This window comes from Paenibacillus sp. FSL H7-0735, from assembly GCF_038008505.1.
Lineage (GTDB): Bacteria > Bacillota > Bacilli > Paenibacillales > Paenibacillaceae > Paenibacillus_AQ > Paenibacillus_AQ odorifer.
In genome coordinates this window covers 1,826,626-1,846,430 of the sequence record NZ_JBBOZH010000001.1, presented here as the reverse complement: position 1 = coordinate 1,846,430, position 19,805 = coordinate 1,826,626, and the positions used below count along the sequence as shown (strand labels likewise).

Below are 19,805 nucleotides of genomic sequence, written 5' to 3'. Positions count from 1 at the left end.
TATTCGTAATTATTACGATTTAAAATATCATACTTTCTTTTTGTTTATAATGTCAACCAGTAGCACAAAAAAGAGCCTTATAGTTCCAAGGCTCTTTTGGGGTATATCTATTAAATTGTCCATCCAGGCAAAGCAGAAGTTCCAGCATCTTACCTTCACATATTGTAAGTCCTGGCTAGCTTGGACTTAGCTCTGAGCCGGGTGAATTCCTTAGTTACCAGGATTACCGTCCACACTACAACCACAGTATCAATCACAAGCGAACCCCAATATACTCCGGAGACGCCTAACCATCTTGGCAAAACAAGCATCACTGGCACATAAAAAACAAGTTGTCTGGTGATGCCGATAACGGCCGCCGGCTTCCCTTTATTAATCGCAGGGAAAAAGGTCATGGCCATAAAAATGAGCGACAATAACGGCAGAACCGCCATGTTCAACCGGAAATATAACATTTCGCTGGTTTTAAAGATTTGATCCGGCAGCATTAGTCCCAGAATGGAAGCCGGCGAGATCATGGAAATTATCCAGAAAGGCAAAGTCAGCAGCATGGAGACGAGTGTGAATATTTTATAGGCTTTGATGGCGCGCTCATACTGTTCTGCTCCAAAATTAATGCCGATGACTGGCTGCAAGGCGCGCATTAATCCGAATATCGGCGTCAACAGGAAGGTGAATACACGGAAAACCACACCATAAAATGCAATATCTGCTGTAGTCCCGTATCTCGACAGTGCATTAAATACTACAACAGCCTGTACCAGATTCATAAAGTTCATAATGAAAGAGGACATTCCCAGTCCAACTATGGATTTGATTGTGGCAGCATCCCGATAAATTGCGAAGACATTCGTTCGGAATGAGGCAAATCCTTTGCCAAAATAAATCCATCCCAGCAAGGTGTAGACCAGCATCCCGATATTTGTAGCCCAGGCAGCACCCTCTACTCCAAAATCCAGCCAGGCTACCAGAATATAATTGGACAATACATCAACTGCCAGTCCAATGCCCATTACCACGGCTGCCGATTTCATTTTCCCTTCGGCACGCACAATCATGTTGGCAGCCAGTCCATAAATCCAGAAAAATGAACCGATCACCGTAATTCTAAAATAGCTGTCTCCAAGAGCCAGAGTTTCCCCTTCTCCTCCCATAATTCGCACCAGCTGTGTGGAGAAAAGTAAACCTAACACCATATAGACAAGCGTTACAAGGATGGACAGATAATTAACATTCCCCATCAAACGTTTCTGCATTTCTTTGTCCTGCCTGCCGAGGGCTAAACTTAAAGCAGAACCGGCACCCACCCCGATCAAGGAGCCCAGTCCCAAGCTGATCTGGGTTAAAGGATAAGCTACCGAAACCCCAGCCAGTGCTTCCTCTCCGACAAACCTTCCCACAAATACAGCGGCAATAACCGCATTTAAGCCATAGAGAACCATTGCGATGATAGCGGGCCATGATAACTGGACCATAATATTCCATAGATTACCGTTGAGAATAAAATGCGTCTGCTTGTCTTTGCTGTTGTTTATTTGTGTTACAGTGTTCATAATGTGGATTTTCTCTCCTTCTTTTGACTGAATATGCGAAGTCCTCGTTCAAAGATTTACGGGACTCCTTACATTAACAAGTCTATAAGACAGGATGGCTAGCAACTACCGCAAAAGGGATTGTTTCTATCTCATAAAGGATTTTATCTTTAAAATTATATTTTCACAGCACAAATAAAGGGCACCCTATATCGCCAGGCTCTGTACTTAAGCCTTAGCAGAAAGGTGCCCCATTAACACTTCAGAGCAGATTACAGTGCGCTATCTTTAGCCATTGGAGCTAATTTTTCAGTCCTGTCAACGTGATTCCTTCTACGAAATATTTTTGACCAATCAGATAAAAAACGACGCCCGGTGCAAAGGACATACACGTAGCCGCCATCGTCAGCGACCAGTCCTGCTTTAGTTGACCTCTAAAAGCGGTTAGTCCCAAGGCTATCGTATACTTATCGCTTGAGTTTATGTAAATCATCTGTTGAAGTAGATCATTCCATAAACCGATAAAGATAAATAATGCGACGACGATCATAGCAGATTTAATGGCCGGCATAATAATGCTGAACAAAATGCGGTAATATCCAGCACCATCGATCGTTGCTGCTTGATCAAGCTCTCTCGGAATAGACATGATAAACTGCCTAATCAAAAAGATATTAAAAGCGCCACCACCACAGAAATAAGGCAAAATCAACGGCAGATAGCTGTCATGAATTCCTAAGCCTCTCGTCCACCCAATATATAGCGGAATGAGTGTAACCATGGCAGGTAGAAGCATCGAACCGACACAAAGCGCCCAAATCAATTTTTTGCCCCGAAAACGCAGTCTTGCAAAGGCATAACCGCATAAGGTCGCTGTAAAGGTTCCTGCCAAACAAGCGGGTACAATAATAATCATGGTGTTCCATAAATATTTCCAAAACTTAAAAATCTCTAGCGTTTCTGAATAGTTTGAAAACAACCAATTTCCTGGAAGCAGTGAAGGCGGATATTTGTATATCTCGGCATTCGACATGAGCGACGTGCGAAATATCCACCAGATTGGAAAGAGCACGAGTATAGTAAAAAAAATGACAACGACAAACGAGATCAGGTTCATCCATTGATTATTACGTTTTTTACTCTTTAATCTTCCGTATGTGGCTACACTCATTTGTCATCGCCTCCTTCATTAAAGATCCATAGATTGGAGGTTTTGAATAATACACCAGTAAAGCCTGCAAGAATAACAAAAATAACGGCCGTTGTCGCACAAGCATACCCCAATTTATAATTTACAAAAGCTTGATCATACATCAGATAAGTTAAAAATCGTGAAGAATTACCCGGACCGCCATTCGTTAATGAAAGAGCCGGCGTAACAATTTGGAGATTGGCAATCAAGCTCATTAGCAAATTATAAAAGATAATGGGCGACATGCACGGTAAAGTGATATGCAAGAATCGTTTCCATCCATTCGCACCATCCATTTCAGCCGCTTCATGGTAGACGACCGGAACATTTTGCAGCCCAGCTAAGAAAATAACAATTAAGTTACCTGACAGCCAAACCGAGATCAAGGATAGAGATGGAATGACATAGCTGGAATCCGCGATAAAAGAAACTTTGTTCAAACCAATCTCAGAGAGAATAAAGTTAAAAAATCCAAAATTAGCTTCGTATAACCAAGACCATCCTACATATATTGCGGCTGCCGGCAAAACGTACGGTACATAGAAAACAGCTCGGAAAAACCCTCTTGCCGGAATTTTACGATTCAGTAGCATCGCAATAAAAAGTGAATAAATCATACCCCCAACTACCGATAAGACGGCAAAGTAGACCGTAGCTATAATAGAATCTTTAATATAAGGATCAGTGGTAAATAGATTAATATAATTCTCGAAGCCAACAAATTTGGGGTCTGAAAGTCCCGTCCAATTCGTTAAGCTGATCCCGAGCACCCCAATAAGAGGTAGATACGTTAGAAAGATCAGGCCAATGAAGGCAGGGATCAATAATATATACGCGGCTCGTGCCTCACCTGCATGGATACGTGAACGACGTTTCGGAGATTTATTAATCATTTCCATCTCTATCTCCCCACCTGAAGATCATAATATGGCCGCCGCGGGTGTGAGCTTGGCAACGGCCATTCTTTGCGGATTTTACTAATTGCCTAAATGGGCTGCTTTCAACGCATCCAGATTTTTAGAAATAGCATCCTTAGCGGTCGTCTTTCCCGTCCATACATCCCCTAGAACCGACCCGAGTAAGGTGTTAAACTCCGTCGTATGATTCGTATAGAACCACGCTGCGGGCTTCACAGCAGGTGATTGCGCATAATCGACTACTGCAGATTTATATTCGTCATAAACAGGGAAGTTAGGATTTTCGACCCATTTACGGGTAAGGGTCTCATCCGTGTACCACTTCTCCAGTGTCGGCATCCAGATTCCCGAGCTAATGAGGCCCCAGTTATTTTCTTCTGAGTTGTACCATTTCAGCCATTCCATCGCTTCTTTTGGATGCTTAGTCTGGGAGAACACGACATTGGCGCCACCCGTGTTGAGGGTAACCTTATCCTTCATGTAAGGCAATACTGCAACGCCATAGTTCAGGCCTTCATTCTTAGCCGTATTGAGACTAGTTCCCACGTTCCACGCACCGTTAGTAGCCATGGCAACAGTTCCCGCGATAATGGTTCGTTGAATGCCATCATCAGTCTGTCCGACAGACAACGGAGCAACATGATCCTTCAAGTAAAGATCTGCAACCTTCTGAATTCCCTCTATACTGGCGTCTTCTCCAATTCTCACCTCAGTCCCATCACCCGAATAGAACCCCCCACCATTACCAAGCGCCCAGGTCTCAAGCTGCCATGGCAGGTTTTCAACGGATGCGCCAAACTGAACGATACTCTGCTCATTAAAGCCACTCTCATCAGGATGTTTACCATTTTTATCAAGGGTCAGCTTCTTTGCTGTTGTTACAAATTCCTCCCATGTCCACGCTTTATCCAGAGCGGCTGGGGGATAGGGTACATTGGCTTTGTCGAACATATCTTTGTTGTAATAGAGGAGTAAGATTTCATTGGCAGCCGCGTAGGCTACGGTTTTCCCTTGATATTTGTAGGCTAGGCTATCCAGTGGTTTGCTGTCGCTTCCTTCGTACATTGTATTTACATCATTCAGCATGCCTTGGGTAGACCACTGAACGACCCCATCTTCTCTGAGCATCCCTGTATCAGGTAATTGCTCTGCCGTAGCCATTGTATTCAGCTTGGTCATGTAGTTTTCCCAAGGAATTGCTTGTACTTCTACTTCAATTCTGTCTTGAGAAGCATTAAACTTATCCGCCACTCCCTGGGTTACATTTCCCTCTTCCGCACTTCCCCACATCGAATAGATAATTTTGACCTTCTCCTCAGGCTTGGAGGTGGCGTTCTCAGATGCTTTGGGTCCATCAGTTGCCTTGGTTGCTGTGTTTGTCTCATCTTTCGCGCAGCCAATGACACTTAATGCTAGTGCAGTTGAAAGAATACCTACCCCGAATGCTTTACCTACCTTCATTTCCCTCTCCCCCTTCATAATCACATAGATATGTCCAACCGTTTGACCCCCTAAGTTATTGAGTTAAACGTTTAGTACCAACTTTTTTTAATAATTCCAACCTTTGCTTGGAATCCGAAATTTCGGCCAGCCGATACGACTTTTAATATCGTAAATATTTTCAAAAAGTGGTATAGAGTCTTCATGAACTTGGGATGTTTTAATGAAGTAAGCGCTTTATTGTTATTGTGTCATGATTTTCTATTAGGGAAAATAGCATTTTTCAACCTGATTTTTAAAAATTCCAACCTTTAAAGAATCATCTTTTTCATAAAACAGCAGAATCAGCTGATCCAAAATATTCACTTGCAGTAACGACAATAAGCAGAGCCGCCCTCCTACCCCAATGGTAGAAGCACTGCTCTGCCTATTTAGCATTTATACACTACGCTGCTGTATGAAGCAACGCCGTTTTTCTATTCTCGAAACACAACTGCGTGAGTTTTCCAGCTCCTTGCGATTTCCCGCTATGTTATCGAATTTCTTGAGGTTGTGGACACGAACCGATGTCAAGAAAGAAGGCGTCTCTTATTCATTCCCCATCGTGCTGATGTCGATGACAAACCGGTAACGGACATCTGAAGCAAGCACACGCTCCCAGGCTTCATCTATCCGGTCAGCAGAAATGACCTCGATTTCAGATGCAATATTATGTTTAGCGCAGAAATTAAGCATTTCCTGCGTTTCACGGATTCCGCCAATCATCGATCCGGCAAACGAACGGCGGTGGCCGATCAGCGAGAATACGTTAACTGCCAATGGATCAGCAGGCGCACCGACATTGACTAATGTACCATCCAGCGCCAGAAGTGAAAGATAGGCATCGATATCAATCTGTGCGCTTACTGTATTCACGATTAGATCGAATGAACCGGCAAGCTGCTTAAATGTCTCCGGATCGCTTGTGGCATAATAATGATCCGCTCCTAATTGCAATCCGTCTTCCTTCTTCTTCAGTGACTGTGATAACACAGTAACCTCAGCTCCCATAGCATGAGCAATCTTCACAGCCATGTGTCCAAGCCCGCCAAGACCCACTACAGCTACTTTTTTGCCGGGAGCGGCTCCCCAATGGCGCAGCGGTGAATAGGTGGTGATTCCTGCACACAAAAGCGGTGCAGCCGCGTCAAGCGGAATAGCGTCAGGAATCCGGACCACGAAGTCTTCTGTTACAACGATGTGCGTGGAATATCCGCCCTGTGTATAGTGACCATGCCGGTCGATAGCTCCATAGGTGCCCGTATTTCCACTCAGGCAATACTGCTCCTCACCTTTCTGGCAATTACTGCACTCTCCACAGGAGTCAACCATACAACCTACCCCTACACGATCGCCAACTGTGTACTTTGTAACTTCGGAACCGACCTGGCTGACAATACCGGCGATCTCATGCCCTGGAACAAGTGGATACTTAACCGGTCCCCACTCCCCGCGGGCTGTATGAATATCCGAGTGGCAAATGCCCGCGTATTTAATCTCTATAAGAACATCGTGCGGCTGCAGATTCCGGCGTTCGATTGTAGTTAGCTTGAACGGGCCTTCCTGACTGAATGTAGCGCGTGCATTAACTTTTATCATAGTGAAACCTCTCTTCTAGTTAATATAAAAAACTGTAATGCCGACTTTACAAAACCTATGTTATTACTTAAAGTTAACTCTAAGTCAAGCACAAAATATAATTAAGACTGGAGATAGATGATGAAGACATACTCCATAAGTGAAGTTGCAGAATACTTTAATATGACATCACATACCCTGCGTTACTATGACAAGGAGGGGCTTTTGCCTTTTATAGAAAGAACCCCCAGCGGGAAACGCGTTTTCAAAGAAACGGATATGGACGCTTTAAAAGTAATTGAATGCCTGAAGTCATCCGGGATGCCGATTAAGGAAATAAAACATTTCATTGAGTGGTGCTCTGAGGGGGACTCCACCTTGCAGCAGAGATATGACATGTTCCTGGAGCGAAAAGCTTCCGTAGAAGCACAGATGGAAGAATTAAGAAAAACGATGGAAGTCATAGAACATAAATGCTTCTACTACAAGACCGCCTTGGATAGCGGCACGGAAGATGTTCATAAAAAAAATAACATTAAGAGTGCATTTACTCATTAGAAATGAACCTTCAAATTACAGTAAAGGCGGGGCAGATTGATCTGCCCCGCCTTTCTTAATTTGGACGCTTTTTTGCCAGCAGCTTCTCCGTAAAATTCACATCAAAAAAATGAATAATGGGTCCCAGACCAAGTGCGGACACTAGAGTTCCTAAGCCTATAACGCCTCCTGCCAGGAAGCAAATCAAAGCACAAAGCGCATCCGTAAACATCCGGTGCCAAAAATAAGATATTTTCGGGAAGTTATCCCTCATAATCAGGGACAGGCTGTCGTAAGGAGCTACTCCCACAGCCGATGTCTGATACAAGGATACCCCAAAACTGCATACCACCACGCCAATCGCTACGACGACCACCCTCTGCCATAACAGCTGAGGTTCGCCCAACAGAGATAGCCAAGTACTATGAAAGAACGTAGCGATATATCCCAAAAAGATTGCGTTTACAAAAGTCCCGGCTCCAATAAACCTTCGTCCGGTTATGAATTCGATTACAAACAATACCAGGTTCAGCAAGATCAGAAAATTTGCATATGTTATACCGACGCACTCTGCAAGTGCCATTACCATGCCGCTAAAGGGATCATTCCCCATGCCGGACAGCTTAAAAATACTGATTCCCATGCCCAGAAATACATTGCCGATAACCATAATAATCAATCGTTTTTTATCAACGTTATAAAGATAACCCTTCATATTGCCCATCCTATTTTTCATATTAAAATTGCACCTTGCAACAACCACGTCATTATATCATATATTCTATTGTTTGACGGTTATCTTTATTGATAGTATTCAATGATTTGGATAAGCAGATCGGTTAGCACTGAGCATTATTTTGAAGGGAACACTGCTTTTTCGATCTTCAGATCTACTTCTCTAATGACATCATCAGCCTCGGAGCCAAGGATATCTATAAGTGTAATTTCATTACCTTCTTTGTCCGTCCCAATTGGATCATGTAGGGATACGTCTTTACGTGTTTTCTTGAGCGAACGCAGGTGCATCAGGATTTCGTTTTCAATACAACGAGCAGCAAATGTGGCTAACCTTGTTCCTTTGATTGGACGATAGCACTCAATAGATTTAATCAGGCCGATTGTGCCAATGGAAATCCACACCCCAACAGAAAGAGTTGTCCAGTTCGAAGCCAAGTCTTTTTATTATCACAGAAAATGAAAATAGGCCCAGCTTCTAATGTCTGCTAAAAACCTTGGCAGCCAAGTTGCGTGGGCATAAAAAGTGTATATTTATTTTCTTATCTGAAACCCGCCGCGCTGCTCACCTCACCCAGTCTCTTCTTGGTCACTCAGCAGCTGGTCAATTTCCACAATTGCCTTAATATAAATCTTGAATGCGTCCCAGATCTGGCTGATGCGCATGGCCTCGTCCGGCTGATGGCTGCTCCCTTTTCCTTCGGGAAAAGGAGTCTGTACATCGGTGCGAAGCGGGCCGAAGGCTACTGTGCGCGGCAGCCATCTGGCATACGTTGCCCCACCCATTGCATAGGGCGCTTGCGACAAGCCCAGCTCACTGTTGGCAAGCCTGCATAAGGCCGCTATGATCAGGTCATCCTTGTCCATGTAGTGTGGCGGACTGTCCGTCCACTCAGTCAGTGACAGTCCATGCTGCCGCGAGTAGGCTGCCAACTGCTCCCGCAGCGCATCCGCGGATTGCGACAGACCGTAACGGACATCGATTCCGATCCGAACGGTTCCCTCATCCCACGCTACGATGCCGGCATTGCTGGTGGTAGGACCCGTTTCATCCCTGTGGGTGATACCAAGCCCCTCCCCGTAAGGGTCACCCAGCGCTTGTGACAAAAAAGTGAGCACAGCACGCGCCGCAGCATCCTCAACCAGCTCATGCGCAAGGACCGCCCCGGCCAGCTTTCTTGCCGCGTTTTGCGTCCCAGCAGGAAACGCCGCATGCCCGGCCTTACCCTGCGCGCGAACAACCGCTATCCCCTCTAGCTCCGCGACTTCAAACCCCTCCGACCGCAGCTTTTGCACTTCGTATGAGGTTAATCCGCGCAACCGGGCCTCCGCAACGGCGGGCACCATATTGTAATCCTCGCCAGCTTGAAAGGACAGCAACCTTTCGTCGGACGCGCTTCCAGTCACATCGGCTCGCACAATCCCTTTTTCCGCATAGCATACCGGATAATAAGCGTCAGCAACAATCCCGAAGGACGGCGACTGATGCTGGGACAGGAAATAGCGGATATCCCGCATGCCGCTCTCTTCGTTGACGCCCAGAAATACATAAGCATTATGATCCAGCCGCACGTTGGTCTCTTTGAAAAACTTCAGTACATAAAGCGCAAGCACAGCAGCCGATTTATTATCCATCGCACCTCGGCCAAATAGAAACCCATCTTTCTCGAACGGGGAGAAGGGCGGAAAGCTCCAGCCCCGCCCTGCGGGCACCACGTCCAGATGGGCGAACAAGCCGATGCCTTCCTCACTGTCTCCCAGCTGCACCTTAATGCCATAGCCAGCAAAAGCCGTTACCGACAAGTCTTCCCGCGCGGCCAACTGCTCCGCCTCACGCAATACAGCAGCGCATTCGGCACCAAAAGGCTCCGGGCTATCCGGATGAAAGGTGGTGCCCACGCTCGGCACACGAATCAGACGTTTGATATCTTCGAGAATCGCCGCTTGATGATCGGCTAGAAACTGTTCAACCTGCTTGTCCAGCTCCATACTGGTCATAATCGCTCACCCCTTTCAGGTTTACAGCTCGGCTGCAAGTTCCAGCTTTTGTAGACGGAAATCCAGCTCAGCTATGACATTTGGCGGCAGTACTACCTCGGCACCGGCAATATTCTCATGAAGGTGCTTTTCCTTGCGAATGCCGCAAATCACATTGACATTGGCATGCTTGTTCAACAAATAGGCTACGGCAATAGAACTGGCGCTAACCCCATATTCACTTCCGATCTCAACCAGACCGCCGGCAAACTCAGTGGCCAGCTTCAGGTTGCGTCCATGCCACCAGGCATCGTTCTGGCGGGGATCGTTCGGCTCCAGCACATGATCAGGCCGAATATGTCCTGTCAGTAACCCTTGCGCCAGCGGCGAATACGCATGGAAGCTAATCTGGTGCTCGTTGCACAGAGGCAGGATCGCCTGCTCGGGTTCTCTGGACAGCATATTGAATTTTTTTTGCACGATTGAGATTTCACCATAATCGATGTAGCTCTGCACGTGATGCGGCTCGCAATTGGACGCGCCTATGGCGCGAATCTTGCCTTCCTGCTTCAGTTGCATCAGCACCTCGATCGTTTCTTCAATTGGTGTTAGAAAAGGCTCCATCGCCGGATTATGTGTATAGTAAATATCGATATAATCCGTCCCTAACCGCTTCAGGCTTTGCTCCACCTCCATGCGAATCGTTCGCGGGCTCAAATTCCGCTTCACGCGATGCCCGTCCCAGGTAAAACGATAACTGCCTTCCTCGTCACCCCACCACAAGCCGCATTTTGTCGAAACAATGACCTTATCCCGCCGGCCTTTGATCGCTTGCCCAACGATTTCCTCACTGTGCCCAAAGCCGTAAACCGGGGCAGTATCAATTATATTGATGCCCAGATCCAGCGCGGCATGAATGGCGCGAATCGATTGCGTATCATTGGTATCTGGGAACTGGAATCCTCCACCAATACCGAAAGCGCCGAAAGTAACGACAGAGGCTTGTATGCCGCTCTGTCCAATCTCCTTATATCTCATCGTGACTGTATCCTCCCACTTTATTGATTCGCCTGTGCAGCAACAATATCCAACCGGAGCTGCCCACCCACACCCACATTTTCATCGGCGTGTTCTTTAATGATGACAATCGTTTTTACCTGCAAGCCGGAAAGCACCCGATCCGTAGTCTCCTGCAGATTACGAACCAAGTCCCGCTTCGCCTCAACTGGTTTTCCTGGTGCGGTGTATACAAAAAATGTAATTTCATAAAAGTCCTTAGGTGTTGTCGATGCCTGTGGAAGTTCGATCCAGGAGATAGTTCTTAGCTCCGGAGGCAGGCGAAGACCCGTTGTTACTGCCGTGCCCAACTCACTTACCAATTTTGTCTTTTGTTCTTCCTTCAGAGATGTCGTTGCGTATGCCAATACAGTTGCCATGGTTCAGCACTCCTTTATCATTATAGTTAGTTTTTTCAGACAAACGCTTTGCTTATTTCCGCATTCCCATTACTCAGGATGCATTATTCGTTATACGGTTTCTTGACTCCCTTGTACGTATCCAGCAGCCATTGCGAATATTCTTTCGAAGTCATCACCGATACGATAGCATCCAGCCATTCCTTATTCTTCTCTTCAGTTCCTTTCTTAATAGCCAGCAAAATACCGCCATATTGTTTGTACACCTCAGGTGTTTCCTGTAGCAGCGCCGTATCAATCGTCACCTGGGGATCATTCATTTGAGCTACCGTAATAGCCGGCGCAGTCATGGCGTCCAGATCAGCAAAAGCCCCTACGCGGCTGCGCGGATCAATTTCAACGAATTCGAGCTTCTTGCTGTTCTCGACAACATCGAGTACTGTTGGCAGGTCAATACCCTCGCGCAATTGGATTAGCCCATTGTCCGCCAATAGTTGCAGTTCTCGCGCCCTGTTGGCGGAATCGTTGGCAATGCCGATCTTCGCTCCTTGCGGCAGCTCATCCACAGTTTTGTATTTCTTGGATACGAACAGCACCGGTGTTGTATAAATATTCGGGCCATAAGCGACCAACTCTGTACCGTTGCTTTCATTGAAGCTGTTCATATATTTTTCATTCTGAAAATAATTGGCATCGATACTGCCGTCTGCAGTCGCATTGTTCAAGGCAATATTGTCATTGAAGACTTGCGTCTCAATTTGATAGCCTTCCGGCTTCAGCTTTTCGGCCACATAATCAATATCCGGCTGCTCCCTGGCAATCACGCCAATCACAATTTTTTGGGACTTTGCATCCGATTGTGCGTCGGAGGATGAGCTGGATGACTGAGAGCATCCGACCAGCAGCACAATGACAGTGGTCATGATCAGAATCAGCTTGGCAGTTGCCTGTTTTTTCATGTAAAACCCCTCATTTCTGATGTTTTATTTCAACTTGCGGTACAACATATTCCCGCCCAGTTGTATAAATTGAACAATAACAATTAAAATAACAACGGTTGTGTACATAATCGTGTCATTGAAATTCTGGTAGCCATAGGAAAGCGCAACTGCCCCCAGCCCGCCGGCTCCAACGGTCCCTGCCATAGCTGTAAAGCCCAGCAACGAAATAAAACCAATCGTTAAGTTTGAAATGATGGATGGAATCGCCTCACTGACAATAACGTTAAATGTTATTTGCCAATCGGATGCGCCAAATGACCTAGCAGCCTCGATCAGACTCGGATTCACCTCCTTAAAGCAGCCCTCCAGCAATCTCGCCAGTAACGGAGAACCTACAATGGTAATGGAGAAAATGGCAGCTGTTGTACCAATGGTCGTCCCCACAACAAAGCGAGTTAACGGAATTATTGTAATAATGAGAATAATAAAGGGTACAGAACGCAGCACATTAATGATGGCGCTGAAGGTCTCGTAGACTGCTCGGTTGGGCCTGAGTCCTTTGGCATCTGTAGTAATGAGAATGAGTGCCAAGATGAAACCGAACAGGGTACAGGTCACAACGGTGCCGCCCAACATAATCAGCGTATCGCGCAGCCCCGGAAAAATGATTTTATCGAGCAGAGTCTGGTAATCGTACTGATACATTACAAATTCCTCCATTCCATGCCGCTCTGCTCCAGATAGGCCCTGACCTTGTCAAAATCTTGCCTGCTGACCGATAAGGTGAACGCCCCCGCGATACTGTCCACATAACGGTCCAGTCCGCCCCATACAACTTCAAACGGCACCCCTGTTGACAAGGCGAAGCGGGAAAGCATGTCTTCCTGACCTGGTCGCTGAATAAGCTCAAACAGAATGTTATCCTCGCCAGTTTTCACTTCATGTGCGCCCAGGAAATCATTCAGATGACCGGAGTTTTCCAGGAAGATATCTTGCACCGCTCCGGCAGCCTGCAACTGACCCTTGCTGAGCACCGCGATGTTGTTGCAAGTTTCTTTTACCACTTCCATTTGATGCGTCACAATGACAATGGTGATGCCAAGCTCTTTGTTAATTTTTTTGAGCAGACCCAGAATGGATTTGGTGATGTTGGGATCAAGTGCGCTTGTCGCTTCATCACAAAGCAGAATGCGTGGGTTCATAGCAAGCGCCCGGGCGATGGCAACCCGCTGCTTCTGTCCGCCGGAAAGCTCGCGCGGCAGTGCCTTTTCCTTGTCCGTCAATTCCACGAGCTGCAGCAGCTCTCTCACGCGCGCATCAGCCACCGCTTTATTGTAGCCAAAGCATTTCATTGGAAACATAATGTTGTCATACACATTTTTTCGCTCCAGCAGAGAGAAATGCTGAAAGATCATGCCGATATTGCTGCGAAACTTGCGTAGTGTTGCTCCCCGCATGCTGCGGATTTCAACTCCGTTGACATGCAAGCTGCCGCGGTCAAAGGTCTCCAGACCGTTGATACAGCGCAAAAGCGTTGACTTGCCCGCACCGCTCACCCCAACAAGTCCGAAAATATCCCCGTCCGTAATGTTGACATTAATACCAGACAAAACCTCCCTACCTCCAAATGATTTAAATAAATCACGAATTTCTATGCCTGAACCGACAAGCTCCGTAGGTTTGCCCTCCAGTTGTCCGACCATCCTATCCACTCCTTTCATGCACCCAGAAAATGCTTTTTCTAAATAAATTAGATCGATCTAATTTTAACCTAAAACAATTCCTATCAGTTTACTTTGATTTATGTTATCAGCTCTACAGTAGCCTGTCAACACTATTTTTTAAACCTTTCTGTCAAATGAATTATGATATACTGGAAGGTAGTTGAGAGGAGGAAAAGTTTGTGGTTTCTAGAGAAAAAAGAGTTACACTACAAGATGTTGCCGATGATGCCGGCGTTTCGAGAGCAACCGCCTCTCTTGTCGTTCGCGGCAGCAAATCCATTAAACCTAGTACACACAAAAAGGTGCTGGACTCCATGGAAAAGCTCGGCTATGTATATGATCGCGTAGCCGCCAGCTTTCGATTACAGCGTTCCTCAACGATAGGCGTTATTGTCACTGATATCGAAAATCCGTTTTATCCACATATATTGACGCATATTGAGCATGTTCTATACGAACAGCGGTTCAATGTGCTGCTGGGCATGAGCTTTGAATCAACCGAAAAGCAGGAGCGTGTGCTGGAAACAATGCTTGAGCACCGTGTGTGCGGCATTATTATGACTCCTGTCGCCTCTACATCGCCCGCCCTGTTCACCAAATTGCAAAATCTAAACATCCCCACGCTGCTGATTGGACGTGAGGTTGATACCGTGAATACCGACTATGTCGGGACGGATTATCGGCTGGGAGCCGAAATGGCCGTGCGCCATCTCATCGAGCAAGGGCACCGGCGCATCGCTTATCTGGGCGGCAGCCCTCAGGGAAACACATCCTACAAGGAGCGTTTTGCCGGTTACTGCCAAGCCCTGCAGCAATTTGGATTGGAGATCGATCCCGCTCTAATCATTACAAGCCCGATCAACCGTGACGGCGGCACCCGCGCTGTGCAAGAGGCGATGCAGTTAAGCAATCCGCCAACCGCCTGCTTTTGCAACAATGATGTCATTGCCCTGGGCGCCATGATCGGCCTGCAGTTGCAAGGACGTACGCCTGGGAAACATATGGCCATCGTTGGCTTTGACAATGTACAGGAAACGGAGACTGCCAAGCCTGGTCTAAGCAGCGTTTCCGTATTCCAGGATAAATGGGGAAGCGAGGCTGCCAAGCTGCTGCTCAAACGAATCAACGGCGATCAGTCAGAACCTACCAGAATTATTATTCCGCCTCAGCTGATTATACGTGAGTCTTCCACCAGCTATAGCGGCTTCCATTCATCCAGCCCTTTATAATCGACACAATCCGGATTCATTCTCCGGACTTGTGTTGTTTTTCCGGGAACTCCAATACTAATAAATTCTTTATTAATACTTTTGGTCTTTGTTCTTACCGGTCTTCTGAATTTCTTCTCAAGCGAACCTCTTACCTCAAATGAACATTATAAAAGAAATTAATTATTTTTACATATATATCTAGTTAATTCCACATTATTGATAAAGCAAGTACATGCTGTCCATTTTTATGTTAAACAATCCTCTTAGAGATCTCATCAACAAGTTGCCTAATCCCCATTCTTTTTGAGCTTTAATATCTCCTTCGGTTCGACTGTTAAACTTTGATTATTAAACCCATTAGTCCGTCTCTACATTGAAATATCATCACTTTCACTGCTCTTTACTTTTCTTAACAAAAAAGCAACTCCCTTATTGGCAAGTCGCTTCTAAAACACTCAATAGTGATTATTTAGTTATTATCTAAGACCCTACCGCTTAGCCTTATAAAACTCATGATACAACTTCATCAGCGCCCTTTTTTCTATCCTCGAAACATAACTCCGCGAGATCCCCAACTCCTTAGCAATCTCCCGCTGCGCCCTCTCTTCTCCACCTGTATCCAATCCAAATTGGCCAAAGACAATATTATCTAGAATATTTTCAAAATACAAGAGTATCATTTATTGATAAAACAATAAACGTGCCCTTGCATATTGAAATATAGGAAAACACTCCTCAGTACTCTTCATATTTGATATAGAAGTGATAAAATATCGGCTGCTTCTTCGTCGACTAATTCTTGTTTTTCACGTTCAGTTGGGTTAAAGGCTAATCTTTTAAGGTCAGCTTCCATCTCCGATAATACAGTTTTCGGTAGATTTATAACCAACTTTACAAGTATTGAATATTTCCAACAGTCGTCATCAGAAGCGAGAATTTTCCTGAGATGAGGAATTAATTCCCTGCCTAACGGAAGCAGCAACTTCCCAATTTCTTTTGAAGTAGGCCAATTTGCATCTGCGGTCCACTCTAATAAATCAGGAATAATCGGTTTAATTAAATTTATATCCAATGCTTTTAATTTATTTACTGACTCGATATCCATTTTATCTTTCGGGATTAATCTTTTGATCTCCATCTTTATCCTCCTACCTAAAATCATATTGATAGGGTCGGCTCCATCCTTAAGCCTGAGTTTTTTTAACACTTCCTTAGCAGCCATATCAACTTCTAATTCCCTATCTAATGTAGTTGGGGTTTCAACAAGCTTGATTAAACTGACTTCTAGTTCAATAAGAACTCCAATAGGAAACTGAGGCAATAAATATTCTAAAACATTTAATTTCCAATCACTTTCCTCCCCTTCGAATATTCTATTGATGAGTGGAATAAGTTCCTTATTAAAATTAAGTAATAAATCCACAACATCTTCAAATATAGGAAAATTCCTATCCTTTAAATATATCGATAACCCTTCAATCAGATCTAAAAGATCATTTTTATTTAATTGCTTTAATTTTTTAATACTCTCATAATCCATTTTACTTAGAGGTAAATTCCCCATAATTGATTCCCTCCCTTTTTGGTAAAAAATTTATTTTTTCAATCAAATTTAAAACTATTTTTGAACTTGGACTGGAACTGATATTTTCATAAGTATTTCTGTTAAATAGTATGGACTTTATTAGCATTTGTTTTTATATGGATATTTTGCGGAAATAAGGTATTTCCCGTAATTAAATCATTTATTTTATTTTGAATAGACTCATGATTATTAAGGGCATAGTGGTATGCATTCTTCGCTGCTTCAATAGATCTTAGAAGCGCTTCTTTTCCCGAGGCCAAGTACCTTTTCCACATAAGAGGCTTCCATAGCAACTCCTGCAAAGAAGCCTTCTCTCACTGGTAAGGGATTAGCCGGAAGTGGCTTAACGTAAGGTTCAACAAACTCGGGATAATCATCCTTCTTGTACAGTGATTCGAAAGAAATTTTGTCATCAAGGCTGAGCGTTTCACTAATAATGGATTTAAATTCATTTAATCGGTAATGAACTTCTTCATTATTATCTTTAGTTTCTTCTTTACGTCCTTCTATGTATAGCGCTTTTTCTTCTTTTTCATATGCCTTTTATTCACGTATCGACTGTTTAATGGCATGCTCTCATTCTCACATTCATATTGACGTTGCAGCCTTAAATTCCTTTATTGCTCACGAATTGCTACATTCCTTGATCTTTCAGCTGCACGCTGCGCTTTTGCTGTCTCTCTAATAATTTTATTAACTGTATTTCCAAAACTCCGTTCCACCTTTATCTTGCACTGTGACTTTCGCAAGTTGACCATTCCCATCGTACGTAAAGCGTGTGTGATTTAATGCATCGTAGACGGAGGTTAGACGATTTAGAGCATCATAACTATAATCTCAACAACCGCCATACTCAGAATGTCAAATGCTAAATTACAAAAAATAAGCCACATAGAGTTATTACACTCGTATGTGGCTAAAGCACTACTATTCTTCCAAATAAGGTGATTCAAAACTCTCAACAAATAAACCTGAACTACTGATCTTTATTAAAGAATCTTTACATTCCTTCACACTCCCAATATACATGTAATAATCAAAACCAAAGTGAACAAACATCTCCCTACTTTGAAATTTACACCAAATCTTTTCTCTTAAAATTAATTGAGAAAGTAATTTCAATTCATACATAGAGATATAGTCGCCGTTTTTCACACTGTTATAAACACTTTTCATCTCGTCAGTGTAGATGTCACGGAATTCAGCTTTCTCCACGTCAAAATAATATTTTTCTAGATCTACTACTTGAATTGTGTTTAAGTTATTCTCATTCATTATTAAATTTATAGCCGTTATATATAATGATTCAGTTTCCAAATAATGTTCTAACAGGAATTTCTCAGCTGAAAACACTTTTCCCACTTCACTTATTGAAGTCCATTCTTCATTTTTATACACTCCTTTTATACGATTAGTTGGGTTATATTTAGTAATCCTCCAAAAGAATTTATACATATAATCTCCAATCCTATTTAATAAAGCAGCATAAGTGCCTGAACGAGTATCTTTACTAGCTAAATATTCTGGTTTTGTAGCCATTTTTTATATACCTCCGATATGCAAATCAAGATCTTGGACAATATAGAGTTTACCATTTTTATACACTGGTTTATCCTTAATTTTTAATTTCGTCTTTGTAAAACCCAAATATTCCGCTAACATATCTGTTTCTTTATTTATTACTCTTAAGGCTTTACCGCTTACTTGAGTTTTTAGAACTTTATCTTTACTTCCACCGGCAAATAGACTTAAAGCAGCGCCAAGCATAGCATCGTCCATAGCTTGGACTCTTCCATAATCTCTCATTAATTGATTCTTTGCCGATGTAACCTGTTCCTTGCTACTTTCAGCTGATGTAGCCATATTAAAGAGATTCGGCCATTGCTTTCTGCCCTTTTCATCTAAATATTGAATAGGTTTTGATGAACCAAGATCGCTACGAATATCCCAATAGAGTTGTGATTTACTCCCAGCAATTCGAGCTGTTGTAAGCATCAAATCCACTTGGTTCTCAGTATAGTGTCCTGTTAGATCGACATGAGTTAACGGATTGTTCTCCACATACGTATACAAATTCAGTGTCAGCGGATTATTAATCTGCCCCTCATACGTATCCTCATTTAAAAACCGCCCTACACATTATTTTGCAAATAATAAGGGTAGAAAAGCCTCCATTGCCCGCCAGTTAGAGGCCGAGGCCAGCTATCGCTTTGAGCAATGCTGTTTTTCCGCTGCCATTGGCTCCCTCCAGACCATACCAGCCTGGCGGCAAAGCCAGATTCACATTCCCTAGCAGCAGGTGACCATTATCTGCAAGAAGTTCACCGCGGTAAGTTTTAGCTCAGCTCCTCGCACCACTCTTCCCTCCTATCCATATTGCTTGTAATAATGCCGATGGCACAGCAAAATACTTGTAATAACACAAAGCACTATTGCCAGACTAACAGCAACAAGCTTGCTTGCAAGCCAGTGTTCTGACCCGTATTCGCTGAACAGTTGAAATACGCCAAGCCTCTCGCCAGCGGAAAACTGGATGACGCCCACTGCGAGGACAGCCGCGGGATACGTCTTTCCGCGTTTTCTGTAAGGATCTAAGGTGCATTAGGATTTCGTTTTCAATACAACGTGCTGCAAATGTGGCTAGTTTGGTTCCTTTGTTCGGACGATAGCTCTCGATGGCTTTAATCAAACCAATGGTTCCGATGGAGATTAAGTCCTCCATGTCTTCTCCGGCATTATCGAATTTTTGAGGTTGTGGACACGATACGATGTCAAAATCCACTTTCTTGATAGAAAAGCGTTGATAGAAGTATGAAGGTTTTACCGGATGGATGGCTCTTTTTTTGTTATTCATTGTCCTTTTTTTAATAGTCACTTCGTTTTCTTAAATTTTCACTTGATATCAACAACTTAAAGAAAACAGTTGAAAGACATGATATTTAACATAGTTTGAGCATGTTTACAGTCACATCCGGGAAAGAA

General features: G+C 44.1%; 15 protein-coding genes and 5 pseudogenes. 2 read left to right on the top strand and 18 right to left on the bottom strand.

Translation table 11 applies throughout. The annotated features are described in order from the left end of the window. Positions 1–155: 155 nt before the first annotated feature. The 5 genes from NSS82_RS08335 to NSS82_RS08315 all read right to left on the bottom strand — a co-directional run bounded on the left by NSS82_RS08335 (position 156) and on the right by NSS82_RS08315 (position 6,719). Entirely contained in the window at positions 156–1,553 is a 1,398-nt protein-coding gene (locus tag NSS82_RS08335) for an MATE family efflux transporter (RefSeq protein WP_036675823.1), read from the bottom strand. 280 nt (positions 1,554–1,833) lie between these two features. After that, a complete protein-coding gene (locus NSS82_RS08330; RefSeq protein WP_076104755.1) occupies positions 1,834–2,703 on the bottom strand; it encodes a carbohydrate ABC transporter permease in 870 nt (289 codons plus the stop codon). Further along, on the bottom strand, positions 2,700–3,623 hold the full coding sequence (locus NSS82_RS08325) for a carbohydrate ABC transporter permease (protein WP_038569373.1): 924 nt from the start codon (positions 3,621–3,623) through the stop codon (positions 2,700–2,702). The genes NSS82_RS08330 and NSS82_RS08325 overlap by 4 nt, the downstream gene beginning before the upstream one ends. A gap of 78 nt (positions 3,624–3,701) precedes the next feature. Next, complete coding sequence (locus NSS82_RS08320) at positions 3,702–5,102, bottom strand: ABC transporter substrate-binding protein (protein WP_076098906.1); 1,401 nt, start codon at positions 5,100–5,102, stop codon at positions 3,702–3,704. A gap of 567 nt (positions 5,103–5,669) precedes the next feature. Beyond that, positions 5,670–6,719: an NAD(P)-dependent alcohol dehydrogenase gene (locus NSS82_RS08315; protein WP_076273949.1), complete on the bottom strand. Its 1,050-nt coding sequence runs from the start codon at positions 6,717–6,719 to the stop codon at positions 5,670–5,672. 120 nt (positions 6,720–6,839) lie between these two features. On the opposite strand from NSS82_RS08315, the gene NSS82_RS08310 reads away from it, so the two are divergent. Continuing rightward, complete coding sequence (locus tag NSS82_RS08310; RefSeq protein WP_036675831.1) at positions 6,840–7,256, top strand: MerR family transcriptional regulator; 417 nt, start codon at positions 6,840–6,842, stop codon at positions 7,254–7,256. 55 nt (positions 7,257–7,311) lie between these two features. Here the strand turns inward: NSS82_RS08310 and NSS82_RS08305 are convergent, their stop codons facing one another. From NSS82_RS08305 to NSS82_RS08270, 8 genes and pseudogenes are all read right to left on the bottom strand, one after another. Further along, the gene (locus NSS82_RS08305) at positions 7,312–7,971 is read right to left on the bottom strand and encodes a YczE/YyaS/YitT family protein (RefSeq protein ID WP_235219370.1); all 660 of its coding nucleotides are present in this window, start codon (positions 7,969–7,971) and stop codon (positions 7,312–7,314) included. A 134-nt stretch (positions 7,972–8,105) separates the two neighbouring features. Continuing rightward, positions 8,106–8,369 (bottom strand): annotated as a pseudogene (locus NSS82_RS08300) (sigma factor); the annotation flags it as partial. A 171-nt stretch (positions 8,370–8,540) separates the two neighbouring features. Further along, positions 8,541–9,968: a Sapep family Mn(2+)-dependent dipeptidase gene (locus NSS82_RS08295; RefSeq protein ID WP_076273950.1), complete on the bottom strand. Its 1,428-nt coding sequence runs from the start codon at positions 9,966–9,968 to the stop codon at positions 8,541–8,543. Positions 9,969–9,989: 21 nt separating this feature from the next. After that, the gene (locus NSS82_RS08290) at positions 9,990–10,985 is read right to left on the bottom strand and encodes an aldo/keto reductase (protein ID WP_076178995.1); all 996 of its coding nucleotides are present in this window, start codon (positions 10,983–10,985) and stop codon (positions 9,990–9,992) included. Between the two features lie 20 nt (positions 10,986–11,005). Then, positions 11,006–11,383 carry a tautomerase family protein gene (locus tag NSS82_RS08285; protein WP_036675836.1) on the bottom strand — a complete coding sequence of 126 codons (378 nt, stop codon included), beginning with the start codon at positions 11,381–11,383 and terminating at the stop codon, positions 11,006–11,008. An 83-nt stretch (positions 11,384–11,466) separates the two neighbouring features. After that, positions 11,467–12,321: a MetQ/NlpA family ABC transporter substrate-binding protein gene (locus NSS82_RS08280; RefSeq protein WP_036675837.1), complete on the bottom strand. Its 855-nt coding sequence runs from the start codon at positions 12,319–12,321 to the stop codon at positions 11,467–11,469. A gap of 24 nt (positions 12,322–12,345) precedes the next feature. Continuing rightward, positions 12,346–13,008 carry a methionine ABC transporter permease gene (locus tag NSS82_RS08275; RefSeq protein ID WP_036675839.1) on the bottom strand — a complete coding sequence of 221 codons (663 nt, stop codon included), beginning with the start codon at positions 13,006–13,008 and terminating at the stop codon, positions 12,346–12,348. Next, positions 13,008–14,006, bottom strand: a complete 999-nt coding sequence (locus NSS82_RS08270) for a methionine ABC transporter ATP-binding protein (protein WP_076273951.1) — start codon at positions 14,004–14,006, stop codon at positions 13,008–13,010. Before NSS82_RS08270 ends, NSS82_RS08275 begins: the two co-directional genes overlap by 1 nt. A 200-nt stretch (positions 14,007–14,206) precedes the next feature. On the opposite strand from NSS82_RS08270, the gene NSS82_RS08265 reads away from it, so the two are divergent. Further along, complete coding sequence (locus NSS82_RS08265) at positions 14,207–15,256, top strand: LacI family DNA-binding transcriptional regulator (protein ID WP_076273952.1); 1,050 nt, start codon at positions 14,207–14,209, stop codon at positions 15,254–15,256. A gap of 470 nt (positions 15,257–15,726) precedes the next feature. Here the strand turns inward: NSS82_RS08265 and NSS82_RS08260 are convergent. The 5 genes and pseudogenes from NSS82_RS08260 to NSS82_RS08245 all read right to left on the bottom strand — a co-directional run. Beyond that, positions 15,727–15,882, bottom strand: a pseudogene (locus tag NSS82_RS08260) (sigma factor-like helix-turn-helix DNA-binding protein); the annotation flags it as partial. Positions 15,883–15,983: 101 nt separating this feature from the next. Continuing rightward, on the bottom strand, positions 15,984–16,802 hold the full coding sequence (locus tag NSS82_RS08255; protein ID WP_081384105.1) for a DUF5071 domain-containing protein: 819 nt from the start codon (positions 16,800–16,802) through the stop codon (positions 15,984–15,986). Positions 16,803–17,750: 948 nt separating this feature from the next. Then, a pseudogene (locus NSS82_RS08250) lies at positions 17,751–18,818 on the bottom strand (toxin C-terminal domain-containing protein). 21 nt (positions 18,819–18,839) lie between these two features. Continuing rightward, positions 18,840–18,959, bottom strand: a pseudogene (locus tag NSS82_RS32660) (RHS repeat-associated core domain-containing protein); the annotation flags it as partial. Positions 18,960–19,383: 424 nt separating this feature from the next. Then, positions 19,384–19,572, bottom strand: a pseudogene (locus NSS82_RS08245) (sigma factor); the annotation flags it as partial. Positions 19,573–19,805 lie beyond the last annotated feature (233 nt).

Bases quoted from the DNA above. Each gene is read 5' to 3' on its own strand.
- NSS82_RS08335 (WP_036675823.1), bottom strand. From the start codon at position 1,553: ATGAACACTGTAACACAAATAAACAACAGCAAAGACAAGCAGACGCAT.
- NSS82_RS08330 (WP_076104755.1), bottom strand. From the start codon at position 2,703: ATGAGTGTAGCCACATACGGAAGATTAAAGAGTAAAAAACGTAATAAT.
- NSS82_RS08325 (WP_038569373.1), bottom strand. From the start codon at position 3,623: ATGGAAATGATTAATAAATCTCCGAAACGTCGTTCACGTATCCATGCA.
- NSS82_RS08320 (WP_076098906.1), bottom strand. From the start codon at position 5,102: ATGAAGGTAGGTAAAGCATTCGGGGTAGGTATTCTTTCAACTGCACTA.
- NSS82_RS08315 (WP_076273949.1), bottom strand. From the start codon at position 6,719: ATGATAAAAGTTAATGCACGCGCTACATTCAGTCAGGAAGGCCCGTTC.
- NSS82_RS08310 (WP_036675831.1), top strand. From the start codon at position 6,840: ATGAAGACATACTCCATAAGTGAAGTTGCAGAATACTTTAATATGACA.
- NSS82_RS08305 (WP_235219370.1), bottom strand. From the start codon at position 7,971: ATGAAAAATAGGATGGGCAATATGAAGGGTTATCTTTATAACGTTGAT.
- NSS82_RS08295 (WP_076273950.1), bottom strand. From the start codon at position 9,968: ATGACCAGTATGGAGCTGGACAAGCAGGTTGAACAGTTTCTAGCCGAT.
- NSS82_RS08290 (WP_076178995.1), bottom strand. From the start codon at position 10,985: ATGAGATATAAGGAGATTGGACAGAGCGGCATACAAGCCTCTGTCGTT.
- NSS82_RS08285 (WP_036675836.1), bottom strand. From the start codon at position 11,383: ATGGCAACTGTATTGGCATACGCAACGACATCTCTGAAGGAAGAACAA.
- NSS82_RS08280 (WP_036675837.1), bottom strand. From the start codon at position 12,321: ATGAAAAAACAGGCAACTGCCAAGCTGATTCTGATCATGACCACTGTC.
- NSS82_RS08275 (WP_036675839.1), bottom strand. From the start codon at position 13,008: ATGTATCAGTACGATTACCAGACTCTGCTCGATAAAATCATTTTTCCG.
- NSS82_RS08270 (WP_076273951.1), bottom strand. From the start codon at position 14,006: ATGGTCGGACAACTGGAGGGCAAACCTACGGAGCTTGTCGGTTCAGGC.
- NSS82_RS08255 (WP_081384105.1), bottom strand. From the start codon at position 16,802: ATGGGGAATTTACCTCTAAGTAAAATGGATTATGAGAGTATTAAAAAA.